Source organism: Micromonospora sp. RL09-050-HVF-A (assembly GCF_019374995.1).
Lineage (GTDB): Bacteria > Actinomycetota > Actinomycetes > Mycobacteriales > Micromonosporaceae > Micromonospora > Micromonospora antibiotica.
Genome location: NZ_JAGKQP010000002.1, coordinates 6,542,179 through 6,554,315, shown reverse-complemented (window position 1 = coordinate 6,554,315; position 12,137 = coordinate 6,542,179). Strand labels below are relative to the sequence as shown.

Annotated in this window: 9 protein-coding genes and 1 pseudogene; 5 read left to right on the top strand and 5 right to left on the bottom strand. The window is 73.4% G+C overall.

Features of this window, described 5'->3' with window-relative positions; all coding sequences use genetic code 11:
* Window positions 1-20 precede the first annotated feature (20 nt).
* A complete protein-coding gene (locus J7462_RS29090; RefSeq protein ID WP_208569876.1) occupies window positions 21-542 on the bottom strand; it encodes a VOC family protein in 522 nt (173 codons plus the stop codon).
* Window positions 543-592: 50 nt separating this feature from the next.
* On the opposite strand from J7462_RS29090, the gene J7462_RS29085 reads away from it, so the two are divergent.
* A complete protein-coding gene (locus J7462_RS29085) occupies window positions 593-1,054 on the top strand; it encodes a MarR family winged helix-turn-helix transcriptional regulator (RefSeq protein ID WP_208569877.1) in 462 nt (153 codons plus the stop codon).
* A 57-nt stretch (window positions 1,055-1,111) separates the two neighbouring features.
* Window positions 1,112-3,085 carry a tetratricopeptide repeat protein gene (locus J7462_RS29080; protein WP_219468937.1) on the top strand — a complete coding sequence of 658 codons (1,974 nt, stop codon included), beginning with the start codon at window positions 1,112-1,114 and terminating at the stop codon, window positions 3,083-3,085.
* 244 nt (window positions 3,086-3,329) lie between these two features.
* Here the strand turns inward: J7462_RS29080 and J7462_RS32715 are convergent, their stop codons facing one another.
* Window positions 3,330-4,889, bottom strand: a complete 1,560-nt coding sequence (locus tag J7462_RS32715; RefSeq protein WP_255599173.1) for an ATP-binding protein — start codon at window positions 4,887-4,889, stop codon at window positions 3,330-3,332.
* Window positions 4,890-4,930: 41 nt separating this feature from the next.
* A complete protein-coding gene (locus J7462_RS29065; RefSeq protein ID WP_219468934.1) occupies window positions 4,931-5,587 on the bottom strand; it encodes a response regulator transcription factor in 657 nt (218 codons plus the stop codon).
* Window positions 5,588-5,681: 94 nt separating this feature from the next.
* On the opposite strand from J7462_RS29065, the gene J7462_RS29060 reads away from it, so the two are divergent.
* Window positions 5,682-6,866, top strand: coding sequence for a sigma-E factor regulatory protein RseB domain-containing protein (locus J7462_RS29060; RefSeq protein WP_219468930.1), 1,185 nt, complete (start codon window positions 5,682-5,684; stop codon window positions 6,864-6,866).
* Window positions 6,867-7,214: 348 nt separating this feature from the next.
* A pseudogene (locus tag J7462_RS29055) lies at window positions 7,215-9,472 on the top strand (ATP-binding domain-containing protein).
* A 227-nt stretch (window positions 9,473-9,699) separates the two neighbouring features.
* Here the strand turns inward: J7462_RS29055 and J7462_RS29050 are convergent.
* Window positions 9,700-10,107, bottom strand: coding sequence for a hypothetical protein (locus tag J7462_RS29050; protein ID WP_374197556.1), 408 nt, complete (start codon window positions 10,105-10,107; stop codon window positions 9,700-9,702).
* A gap of 464 nt (window positions 10,108-10,571) precedes the next feature.
* Between J7462_RS29050 and J7462_RS29045 the strand changes: the two genes are divergently transcribed.
* Window positions 10,572-10,946, top strand: a complete 375-nt coding sequence (locus J7462_RS29045; RefSeq protein ID WP_255597940.1) for a hypothetical protein — start codon at window positions 10,572-10,574, stop codon at window positions 10,944-10,946.
* A gap of 171 nt (window positions 10,947-11,117) precedes the next feature.
* Here J7462_RS29045 and J7462_RS29040 read toward each other — a convergent pair whose 3' ends face one another.
* Entirely contained in the window at window positions 11,118-12,098 is a 981-nt protein-coding gene (locus J7462_RS29040; RefSeq protein ID WP_219468927.1) for a sporulation protein, read from the bottom strand.
* Between the last annotated feature and the right edge of the window lie 39 nt (window positions 12,099-12,137).

Sequence of the window (12,137 nt, the reverse complement as noted above, 5' to 3'; positions counted from 1 at the left end):
TCGTTCTACCCTACGGCCGTTCAGACCGGGACGGAGATCCCCACCCCGCCCCGGGTCTGGCCGCCGTAGCGGGCCCGTTCGCGGTCGAGGTCGAGCCGGCCGATCCGCTTGCGGGCGGCGAGGGTGTCCTCGTCGAGCTGGTCGGCCGGGACGATCCAGACGATCTCGAACTCCAACCCGTCGGGGTCGCGGCCGTAGAGGCTCTTGGTGGTGCCGTGGTCGGAGGTGCCGACCAGGGCGTCGGCGGCGGCCAGCCGCTGCGCGGTCGCGGCCAGCTCGTCGAGGGTGTCCAGCTCCCAGGCCAGGTGGTAGAGGCCGACGGTGGCCCGGCCGGCCTGCGAGCGGCCGGCGTTCGCGCCGATCTCGAACAGGCCGAGGTCGTGGTCGTTGGTCGAGTCGGGGGCCTGGAGGAAGGCCGCGCCCCGGAACCCGTCCGGGGTCATCGGCACCGGGCGGAAGCCCAGCACGTCGCGGTAGAAGTCGATGCTGCGACGCAGGTCGGAGACGTAGAGCACGGCGTGGTTGAGGCGGTGGATTCCCATGCCGCCCACGGTAGCGCGTTTTGGTTGAGCGTTCAACTATTGCGGCTATGATGACGGTCATGACCCGCTGGCTGGACCACGACGAGCAGCAGACCTGGCGTGCCTTCCTGACCGCCTCCCGGGCGCTGAGCGACACCCTCGACCGCGAGCTGCAACGCGACGCCGGGATGCCGCACGCCTACTACGAGATCCTGGTCCGGCTCTCCGAGGTGCCCGACCGACGGCTGCGGATGAGCGAGCTGGCCGACCTCACCGGCTCGTCACGCAGCCGACTCTCGCACGCCGTCGCCCGGTTGGAGACCGCCGGCTGGGTCCGCCGCGACGAGTGCCCCACCGACCGGCGCGGCCAGATCGCCGTCCTCACCGACGACGGTTTCGCGGCCCTCGCCGCCGCCGCGCCCGGCCACGTCGAGGGGGTACGCCGGCACCTGTTCGACGCGCTCAGCCCCGCCCAGGTGGACCAGCTGCGCCGGATCAGCGAGACGTTGGTCGCCCACCTGACCGGTTCTTGACCAAGTTGCCGACCGGCAAGGGTTGTACTAACGGTTGCCGGCCAAGCACGATGGGGCGTGTCTTCCGGCTTCGGTGAACTGACCCTCCAGGCGCAGCACCTGGTGTCCGCCGGCGACCTGGCCGGCGCCCAGCGTCTGCTGGCCGACGCGCTGACCGACGCGGACCCCCGTCCCGACCACGCCTCCCCCGAGCTGGCCGAGGCCGCCGGCCTCCAGGCCCGACTGCTGGTCACCCTCGGCGAACCACACTCGGCACGCGGCTGGGCCGCCTTCGCGTACGCGGCGTCGAGCCGGTTGTACGGCATCTCCGACCAGCGGACCATCTCCACGGCGGCCACCCTGGCGGCGGTGCTGCACCGGGTCGGCAGCGACGCCCGCGCCGCCCGGCTCTATTCCGAGGTGATCCTGGAGCTGACCGCCTGGGACGGCCCCGAGTCGCTGCGGGTGCTCGCCGCGCACGCCGACCTGGCCACCGTGGAGTACGCCCGGGGCCAGTGCGCCCAGGCCCGCGAACGCCTCCAGGACGCGTGGGAGCTGCACCGCGAGGTCTACGGCGACGGGCACGCCAGCGGGATCAAGATGCTCGCCCGGCTCGGTGCGATGCAACGCGACTGCGGCCGTTTCGACGAGGCGCACGACAACCTCGCTCTCGCCCGCGAGCTGGCCCGCCAGCACCTGGCCGCCGACGACCCGCTGGCCCGGCAGGTCGCCGCGCTGGCCCGGGCGGCTGCCGACCCGGATCACGTCTGCGACGACGAGCCCACCCCGGAACGCGACGCGCCGGTGGTGCCGGCCGCCCGTACCCCACCACCCGCCGAAGGGCCCCCCGACCTGTCGGCCTGGTCGGCCGGGGTGGTGCCCGCCGACGAGGCGTACCCGCCGACGGTGCCCGGCCAGCGGCTACCCCCCGACGACACCGGCTACCCGCAGGGCACCGGGCGGCCCACCGCTTTCGGTCACCCGGCGGGCTTCGGCCCCCCCGACCAGCCGACCGGCGCCGGCTACCCCACCCGTGACGGCACCGGACACCCCGGCGGCACCGGCTATCCGGCCACGTCGGACCATCGGGCGGCATCGGGTTATCCGACGACGCCTGGCTATCCGGCGGCATCCGGCCATCCCTCGACGTCCGACCATCCGGCGGCGTCGGGCTATCCGACGACGTCCGACCATCAGGCGGCATCCGGCCATCCCTCGACGTCCGACTATCCGGCGGCGTCGGGCTATCCGACGACGTCCGACCATCAGGCGGCATCCGGCCATCCCTCGACGTCCGACTATCCGGCGACATCGGAAACCTCGGCCGGGTCGGGCTATTCGGCCACGTCGGACCATTCGGCTGGCTCTGGCTATTCGGCCAGGTCAGGCTGGGGCGGGGACGACGGTCACTGGCCGCCCGAGTCGGCCACCACGACGGCCGGGTCCGGGGTGACCGGCGACCGGCGGGAATTCCCCTACGCCCCGCCGCCGGGCCACCCCGGGCAGGAGGCCGCCGGGGTACGCCGGGTGGTGCCGGCGGAGCCGCCGGTGGACCCGTCCCGGCTGCTGCCCGTGCTGGTGCCGCGCCGGCACGCCCCGCCCCCACGCCGCCCGGGTGCCGTACCGCTGGTGGCGGTCGGGGTCGCGGTGGTGCTGCTGGGCGCGGTCGCGGTGATCGCCGGGGTGTCCCAGGTGGGCAGTTCCGACGACCCGCCGCCCGTCGCACCGAGCGGGGCAACGCCGACCGCCGCGACGCCGAACGCCGTCCCACCCGCCTCACCGGGGACCCCACCAGGCAAGGTGACGCTGCGCGACCGACCCGACGGCATCACCCTGACCTGGACGTACCCGGCCGGGAGCGAGGGGCCGGTGATCCTCTCCGCCGCCAAGGCCGGGCAGGATCCCCGCCCGTTCCAGACCCTGCCGCCCGGCACCGACAACTTCGTCGTACACGGCCTGGACCGCACCACCAACTACTGCTTCACCGTCGCCGTGGTCTGGTCCACCGACGTCGTGGCCCGAGCCAAACGCATCTGCACCACCCGCCGCTAACCCCCTCCCCCCTCCCGCCTCCCCCTCCCCGCCCCCGCCCCCGCCCCCGCCCCCGCCGGAGTTGATCAAGAGCTTTACGTCACCCCACCCTCGATCTTTGACGCAAACCTCTTGATCACCCAGGCAATCGGTTGGACGCGGCGGTGATCAAGAGGTTTGCGTCACCCACAACGAAAATCCTGACGCAAACCTCTTGATCAACTCGGGTGGGGGTGGGGGTGGGGGTGGGGGTGGGTGGGGGTGGTTAGTCGGGGTCTGGGAGGGTCGGGAGGTGGAGCCGGACTGTCAGGCCGGGTTTCGCGTCGGTGAGGTCGACCGTGCCGCCACCCCGGCGGACCAGTTCCCGGACGATGGCCAGGCCGAGCCCGGCGCCGCCCGCGTCCCGGGCCCGGCCCTCGTCCAGCCGGGTGAACCGGCGGAACACCCGGTCCCGGTCCGCCACCGGGATGCCCGGCCCGTCGTCGGTCACCGTCACCAGGTGGTACGCCCCGTCCGTCGTCGACTCGACGGCCAGCACGACCCGGGTACGCGCGTGCCGGACGGCGTTGTCGACCAGGTTGCCCAGCACCCGGCGCAGTTCGTCGGGGACGCCAACCGTCCATACCGGCCCCGACGCCGCAGCGACGAGCACGACCGGCGGCCCGGACGGATCCCCGACACCCGGCGGGACGGTCGCGCTGCCCCCACCCGACAGCACCGATGAGCTGCCCCCACCCGACGGAACAGGCGGAACGCCGACACCAGCCGGGACGCACCGGCTGACCACATCCGACGGGACAGACGAAGGGCCGGCCCCGGGTGGGGTGGACGGGTCGTCCCCGTCCGGTGGCTCCGTCGCGGGGGAGGGCGGTGGGCCCGGCCAGCGGGCGGCGACCTCGGCGAGCAACCCGCCCAGCTCCACCGGCCCCGCCTCGCGGGCGTGACCGGCCCCCGGTGTCGGCTGCTCGTCGAGTCGGGCCAGCAGCAGCAGGTCGTCGACGAGCCGACCCAGCCGTTCGGTGTCGGCGAGCAGGTCGGTGGCGACGACCGGCCAGTCGGTGCGGTCGCCGAGGCGCTGGGCCACCTCCAGCTCGGTACGCATGTTCGTCAGCGGGCTGCGCAGCTCGTGTGCCGCGTCGGCGAGGAACGACCGTTGCCGGGCACGGGCCGCCTCCAGCCGGTCCAGCATGTCGTTGAGGGTGACCGCCAGCCGGTGGATCTCGTCCTGGGAGGCGGGCACCGGCAGCCGGTCGGCCGCGTCCCGGCCGGTGATCTCGGCTGCCCCGCTGCGCAGCGCCTCGACCGGCCGCAGGGTCGCCCCGACCACCCGCCAGGCGACCACCGCGAGCAGCCCCACCAGCAGCGGGAAGGCGACCAGCAGCACGGTCCGGGCGGCCTGGGTGGCGTGTCGGATGTCGACGGTGGAGCGGCCCACCAGGACGGTCAACGGTTCCCCCGCGGACTGGGCGGGCACCGCCACCACCCGCACCGGCCCCTCCCAGCCGAGGCGTTGGCCGGGCACCACGGTGCGTTGCCGGCCGGTGCCGGTGAGCTGGTCGGGACGGACCATCGGCACCAGCCGGTCGGCGTCGATGGAGGCGGCCCGGATCCGCCCGGCGGAGTCGACCACCTGTACCCGGAGCTGCCCGCCGGCCACCGGCAGCGGGTCGGGCAGGGCGTTCTCGCCGGCCAGCCGGGCGACCGCGTCGGCGGTGCGGAACGCCTCCTCGTCGACGGTGCGTTGCAGCGTCCAGCCGAGCGCGACCAGCAGCACCACCCCGCCGAGGGCCAGCCCCACGGAGAGGCCGGCCACGCCGAGCACCATCAGTCGGGCGCGCAGGCCGAGCACCGGCCAGCGGGGGCGTCTCACGAGGTCAACCGGTAGCCGGCACCCCGGACGGTCTCCAACCGGTCCCGGCCGATCTTGCGGCGGAGGTAGCCGACGTACACCTCGACCGCGTTGGGTGCGGTACGCAGACTGGCGTCCCAGACGTGGTCGAGCAGTTCGGTCTTGGAGATCACCTCGCCGGGGCGGCGGATCAGGTACTCCAGCAGTGCGAACTCCCGGGCGGTGAGCACCACCTCGGTGTCGGCGCGGGTGACCCGGCGGCGGGCCGGGTCCAGTCTCAGGTCCCCGATGGCGAGGACGGTCGGCCGTTCCGGGGCGCCCCGGCGCAGTAACGCCCGCAGCCGGGCCACCAGCACCACGTACGAGAAGGGTTTGGTCAGGTAGTCGTCGGCCCCGCAGTCCAACCCGTCGGCCTGGTCGTACTCGCCGTCCTTGGCGGAGAGCATCAGCACCGGCAGCCAACACTCGTCGGCGCGCAACCGGCGGACCACCTCGTAGCCGGACAGGCCGGGGAGCATCACGTCGAGGATCATGGCGTCGTATCCGCCGTGCCGGGCGGCGTCCAGCCCGGCCGGCCCGGTGCCCGCCGTGTCCACCACGAACCCCTCGGCGGTCAGGCCGCGCTGCAACGCCGCCGCCAGCCGCGTCTCGTCCTCCACCACCAGCACCCGCATCATCCCAGCGTGCCACCCCGACGCGACCGACCGGGACGCCGTCCTCAGCCGGCTCACAGCACCCGACGGGCAGGATGGTCCCAGGAGGTGCCCCATGTCCGTACTGAAGAACCGTTCCACCCTGCGGTGGCTGGTGCCACTGGCCGCCGCGGTCACCGTCGTGGGCGGAGGTGCCGCGATCGGCACGTTCGCCGCGAACGCCGAACCCGCGCTGCCGCCGCGCAGCGCCGCCCAGTTGCTCGTCGACCTGCAGACCGCCCGGTTGGACGGGCTCTCCGGCACGGTGGTGCAGCGCGCCGATCTCGGGCTGCCGAAACTGGTCGGCCTGGCCGGTGGGGATGCCGCGCTGCTCAGCGGCACGCACACCCTGCGGGTCTGGTATTCGGGTCCGGACCGGCAGCGGGTCGCGTTGCTCGACACCCTCGGTGAGCGGGACGTCATCCGTTCCGGCCGGGACGTGTGGACCTGGGACAGCAAGGCCAACACCGCGACCCACCGGACCCTGCCGGAGTCGACCGGGCGGGCGGCGGAGGGCGCGTTGCCGGTCACCCCGAAGGAGGCCGCCGAGCGGGCGCTGGCCGCCGTCGACCCGAGCACGCTGGTCACCACCGGCCGGTCGGCCACCGTCGCCGGTCGGGACGCGTACGAGCTGGTGCTGACCCCGCGTGACCAGGCGTCCCTGGTGCACCAGGTGCGGATCGCCATCGACGCGACCGAGCACGTGCCGCTGCGGTTCGAGGTGCTCGCCAACGGTGCCGACCAGCCGGCCTTCGAGATGGCCTTCACCCAGGTCGACTACCGCCGGCCGGACGCCGACCAGTTCACCTTCAACCCGCCGCCCGGGGTGAAGGTGACCGAGGCGACCGGCGACCTCCCAGGTGCGGAGGCCGGGTCGAAGGACGGGGCCAGGTCGAAGGACAGGGCCGGGTCGAAGGCCGACGCGCACCGGAAGGCCGGGGCCGCGGCGAAGCCCGGGGCGGGCGACGACGCCGGTCTGCGTACGGTCGGGACCGGCTGGACCACCGTGCTGGTGGCGCGGACGGACGCGGCGGACGCGGCGCGCACCCCGGTCGGTGACGCGGCGAAGCCGGGACCGGCCGACGGACCCGGCGCGGCGCAGGCCCTCGACATGCTCAACGGGTTGCCGAAGGTCAGCGGGGACTGGGGCAGCGGCCGGCTGTTCGCCGGGAAGCTGTTCAGCGTGCTACTCACCGACGACGGGCGGGTGCTCGCCGGGGCGGTGACCCCGGAGCGGCTGTACCAGGCCGCGCGGGGCTGAATCCTGCACGCTACGACCCTCGGGGTCCGGGCCGGCGCGAGCCGGTACGGGCCCCCGTCGGCGTGTCCGACCCCGGCAGCGCCGACCTCGCCTGCCGGGAGGGTGGCAACACACCGGGTGGGACGCCCTGCGGTGTGCCACGGGAAGGTGGCGTCGGCCGGGGCCGGGTGAAGGCTTGGTGGAGTGCCGACGCAGGCGGTATCTTGAACAGTTCCCGAAATACAAAAAGGAATGGCACAAAGCCATTCCAGAAGCGATTTTAATCGACGAGGAGACGGCTTGTCAACGCACCCGGACGAGCTGCGGCAACCCGACGACGAGATCGGCCGCGAGCAGGAGTACGTCTCGATGCTCTACGGCCGGCTGGACGACCTGCGTGAGCAGGCCACCCGACGGCTCACCGACGAGCTGCGCACCGGCGGCGGCACCCTGCAGGACCGCTCGCAACGTGACAGCGCCGTGCGGATGTACGCCGACCAGGTAGAGCAGTTCTCGGCGGTCGAACAGGGGCTGGCCTTCGGTCGGCTCGACGGGGCCGACGGCAGCCGGCACTACGTCGGCCGGATCGGCATCTTCGACACCGACGGCGACTACGAACCGCTGCTGATGGACTGGCGCGCTCCCGCCGCCCGGCCGTTCTATCTCGCCACCGCCGCCAACCCGCAGGGTGTCCGGTTGCGGCGGCACCTGCGTACCCGGGAACGGAAGGTCACCGGCCTCAACGACGAGGTGCTCGACATCGAGACCGCCTCCCCCACCGGGCACGAGGAGCTGACCGGTGAGGCGTCCCTGCTCGCCGCGCTCAACGCCGGCCGGACCGGCCGGATGCGGGACATCGTCGAGACCATCCAGGTCGAGCAGGACCGCATCATCCGGGCCGACCTGCCCGGGGTGCTGGTCGTGCAGGGCGGCCCCGGCACCGGCAAGACGGCCGTCGCGCTGCACCGCGCCGCGTACCTGCTCTATACCCACCGCCAGCAGCTCTCCACCCGGGGCGTGCTGCTGGTCGGGCCGAACGCCACCTTCCTGCGCTACATCTCCCAGGTGCTGCCGGCCCTGGCCGAGACGGGGGTGCTGCTCAGCACCCCCGGCGACCTCTTCCCCGGGGTCAGCGCCCGCCGCGCCGAACCGGCCCGCACCGCCGCACTCAAGGGTCGGTCGGTGCTGGCCGAGGTGCTCGCCGCCGCCGTCCGGGACAGGCAGTGGGTGCCCGACGCGCCGCTGGAGATCGAGTTGCCCCAGCGGGAGGTGCTGCGGCTGGACCCGGAGACGGTACGCCTGGCCCGGGACCGGGTCCGGCGCACCGACCGCCCGCACAACCTGGCCCGTGCCCTGTTCGACATCGAGGTCGTACACGCCCTCGCCGAGCAGGTCGCCGAGCGGATCGGGGCCGATCCGCTCGGCGGGGACAACCTGCTGGAGGAGGCGGACCGCGCCGAGATCCGCCGGGAACTGCGCGAGGAACCGGAGGTCACCGCCGCGCTGGACCAGCTCTGGCCGGTGCTCACCCCGCAGCGGCTACTCGCCGACCTGTACGCCTCGCCGGAGCGGATCGCCGCCGCCGCGCCGATGCTCACCGACGACGAACGTGCCCTGCTGCACCGGCCGCCGGGCGACGGCTGGACGCCGGCCGACGTGCCGCTGCTGGACGAGGCCGCCGAACTGCTCGGCGAGGACGAGCGGGCCGCAGCCGCCCGCCGGGAACGCATCCGCTCCTTCCAACGCGAGTACGCCGAGGGTGTGCTGGAGATCGCCCGGGGCTCCCGCTCGATCGACGTGGAGGACGAGGCCGAAGGCGGTGAGATCCTCGGTGTCACCGACCTGATCGACGCCGACCGGCTGCTGGAACGGCAGGAGGAGACCGACCGGCTGACCACCGCGCAGCGGGCCGCCGCCGACCGGAGCTGGGCGTTCGGGCACATCATCGTGGACGAGGCGCAGGAGTTGACCCCGATGGCCTGGCGGCTGCTGATGCGCCGCTGTCCGAGCCGGTCGATGACGATCGTGGGGGACGTGGCGCAGACCGGTGCGCTGGCCGGCACCCCGTCCTGGGCCGAGGCGTTGGAACCGTACGTGGCGCGGCGCTGGCGGCTGGAGGAGCTGACCGTCAGCTACCGCACCCCGGCGGAGGTCATGGCGGTCGCCGCCGAGGTGCTCGCCGGGATCGACCCGCAGCTGCGCCCACCCCGCTCGGTACGCCACAGCGGGGTGCCGCCGTGGGACCGGACCGTCGAGCCGGGCCGGCTCGGCGTGGAACTGGTCGAGGCGGCCCGTCGGGAGGCCGCCGGGCTGGACGGTGGCGGTGCGGATGCCCGCCCGGGTGACCGGGAGGGGCGACTCGGGGTGATCGTGCCGGTCGGGCGGGCCGACGAGCTGGCGGGTGTACTGCTGGCCGCGCTGCCCGAGGCGGCGGTCGGCGAGCAGCCCGAGCTGGAGAGCCGGGTGGTGCTGCTCACCGTCGGCCAGGCCAAGGGGTTGGAGTTCGACTCGGTGCTGGTGGTCGACCCGGACGGGATCGTCGCCGAGTCCCCCGGGGTCGCAACGACCTCTATGTCGCGCTGACCCGCGCCACCCAACGCCTGGGGGTGCTCCGCCCGACCCCTTGACCCCCACCTCTCGAAGAGGGCCACCGCGTTCACCGGGCGACCGCCGTGGGGTCCGCCCGATCCCTCGACGCCCGACCCCTTCGACGCCCGACCCCGGCCCCGACGCACCGGGCCCGTGATCGGCAAGATCGTGCTGCAACATGGATGTAGTGGCCTCCCGGCGAGAGGAGGCCACTACATCCATGTTCGAGCGTGATCATGGGGCGGGTGCCCCTCCAGCAGCGCGGTCAGTCGTCGGAGAAGTCGCCGATCTCGACGGCGCTGGCCGACTGGTCACTGACGGGGCCGCCGGTCGGAGTGCTCAGCCCGCCGGTGGTGGCGTCGCCGGTGGTCGTCGGTGCGACCGTGCCCGGGTGTCGTCCGGGCTGCCGGGCCACCCGCCGAACACTGGCCGGGCCGGCGGTGCCGCCGGTGGTGGTCACCGCCCCCTGGCCCCGGGTCGGGCCACCGTCGCGCAATACCTCCGGGTCGATCGGCACGTCGGCCACGTCGTCCGGGTCGTCCTCCTGGAGGGCTCTGGTCACGTCGACCCGGGGCACGGTCACCTCGTCGAGCGCCCCGGGGCCGTACACCCCGGCGGTGAGCCGCTCCTCGGCCTTACGGGTGGAGTTCCGCATCATGTCGTCGTCGCGCACGTCCATCACCTCGCAGAGTCTCAGCGGAACCCGCTGCGTGCCCGTGGCCCGCACGACCAAACACCGCATCCAGCCCCGGGGACCAGGTCAGCAGCAGGCGGTCGAGACAGCGACCGCACCCCGCCCCGCCCTCGGGCGGACCGCACCCGCCCCGACCACGCAAAGGCCGCACCCCAGGCCCGACCCCGGGCAGACCGCACCTCGGCCCGACCACGCGTGGGCCGCACCCCGCTTCGGCCCGGGCGGACCGGAGCTGGGTCGGCGCAGCGTCGCCGCGTACCACGGTCGGGGCACCGGAGGGCTGGCCCGGCGGCGGCGGAATTTCGGCCGGAGCCGGTGTTACCTGCTCGCCGTCGGGGGGTAGACCCAGGGTGCCCCCGCCACAGCAGGCGAACCGTGCCGTGGCCGACCGCGGTAGCGGGGTGAGGGAGCGCAGGTACTCATCAAATCCTGAGGAGGACCAGATGAGCACGCAGGCTGCATCCACCAGGCCCATGAACCGGCCGATGGACACCGCCCAGCGCAACGCCATGATGAACGAGCAGACCCGGCAGATGCCGATGATGCACGACGGGCAGCGGGAAGCGATGCCGTCTCCGGGTACGGAGACCAAGCAGTCGTTCCTGACGACCGAGTTCTGGGTGTACGCCGCCGCAGTCGCGGTCGTGGTGATCTCCGCCTTCTGGCGTGGTACCGCCACGAACGGCCTGAACATCAACAACCCGACGCAGGCGTGGTGGTTCCTGACCGCCCTGACCGGCGCCTACCTGGTGAGCCGGGGCCTGGCGAAGGCGGGTTCGGCACGGCGTTCCGGCGCGGAGCGCAAGGGTCGTCGCTGACCGTAGCTGACCCGAGCAGCGCGAGCTGCGCGGGACGATGGCCCCCGGGATTGCTCCCGGGGGCCATCGCTGCTCTGGGGGACCGCCGAGCAGGGTCCGGCCGTCCCGTTGTGTCCACACCGGACCAGGGGCCCGCCCGGCGACGGCCCGTCCGCCGGACGTGACCTCAGTTCACTCGTCGCCGCCGAAGTCACCGCCGTCGTCGTCGCCCTCGAAGGCGTCCTCGATCAGTTCACCGGCGACCAGGCCACCGGCGACACCGAGCGCCGCACCGGCCACCACGCCGCCCATCCCCGGGCCCCGGCCGTGGTGGCCGTGGCCGTGCATCGGGTAGCCGTGGGTGGGGGCACCGTATCCGGAGGAGGCGCGCAGGTTGCCGTACGTGGAGGTGGTCTCGCGCAGCCAGCCGTCGACGACCTGGACCCAGTCGACCCGGTCGACGTCGGTGTGGGAGACGGTGTAGCGGCCGAAGACGTCGTGCCCGGAGCTGAGGAAACCACCCCGCTTGTCGCACTCCAGCACCACCTCGACCCCGTGCTGGCCGGTCACGAAGGTCAGCTCCAGCTCGGTGATGGCCTGCGCGTACTGGGGTGCGGCGAAGAACTCGATCTCCTGGTAGAACGGCAACGTCTGCTGGGAGCCCCGGATGTGACCCCGCTCCAGGTCGGCGTGCTTGAACCGGAAACCGAGCTGCTGGAACGCGCCGAGGATGTGCTCGTGCACCGGCAGCGGGTGGACGTTGACCTGGTCGAGGTCGCTCTTGTCGACCGCGCGGGCGATCGCCAGCTCGGTACGCAGCCCCATGGTCATGCCGTGCAGGCGCTGACCGTAGACGTCGGTGATCGGGGTCTCCCACGGCACCGGCAGCTGGAACGGGATGGCGAGCTGCTGCTTCGGCGCGAGCTGGAGCGGGCCGCTGACCACCATCCGGTGGAACTCCATGACGCCGGCGTACTCGCTGTCGCCGCCCTCGATCTCGACCCGGGTGACCAGGCCGATGACGACCTGCTCGATGTTGGCGGCGGCGTCCCCGCCGACCAGGTCCACGTTGCCGTCGAGGGTCAGGCCGGGCCGGGTGTTCGGGTTGGCCAGGACGGTGTCGACGCTGGGCCCACCGACCCCGAACGCGCTCAGCATCTTTTTGAAGACCATCGGAACTCCCGCTTCACGGTCGGCGCGTACTCCACCGTG

Bases quoted from the DNA above. Each gene is read 5' to 3' on its own strand.
- J7462_RS29090 (WP_208569876.1), bottom strand. From the start codon at position 542: ATGGGAATCCACCGCCTCAACCACGCCGTGCTCTACGTCTCCGACCTG.
- J7462_RS29045 (WP_255597940.1), top strand. From the start codon at position 10,572: ATGAGCACGCAGGCTGCATCCACCAGGCCCATGAACCGGCCGATGGAC.
- J7462_RS29085 (WP_208569877.1), top strand. From the start codon at position 593: ATGACGGTCATGACCCGCTGGCTGGACCACGACGAGCAGCAGACCTGG.
- J7462_RS32715 (WP_255599173.1), bottom strand. From the start codon at position 4,889: ATGGTGCTCGGCGTGGCCGGCCTCTCCGTGGGGCTGGCCCTCGGCGGG.
- J7462_RS29040 (WP_219468927.1), bottom strand. From the start codon at position 12,098: ATGGTCTTCAAAAAGATGCTGAGCGCGTTCGGGGTCGGTGGGCCCAGC.
- J7462_RS29060 (WP_219468930.1), top strand. From the start codon at position 5,682: ATGTCCGTACTGAAGAACCGTTCCACCCTGCGGTGGCTGGTGCCACTG.
- J7462_RS29065 (WP_219468934.1), bottom strand. From the start codon at position 5,587: ATGCGGGTGCTGGTGGTGGAGGACGAGACGCGGCTGGCGGCGGCGTTG.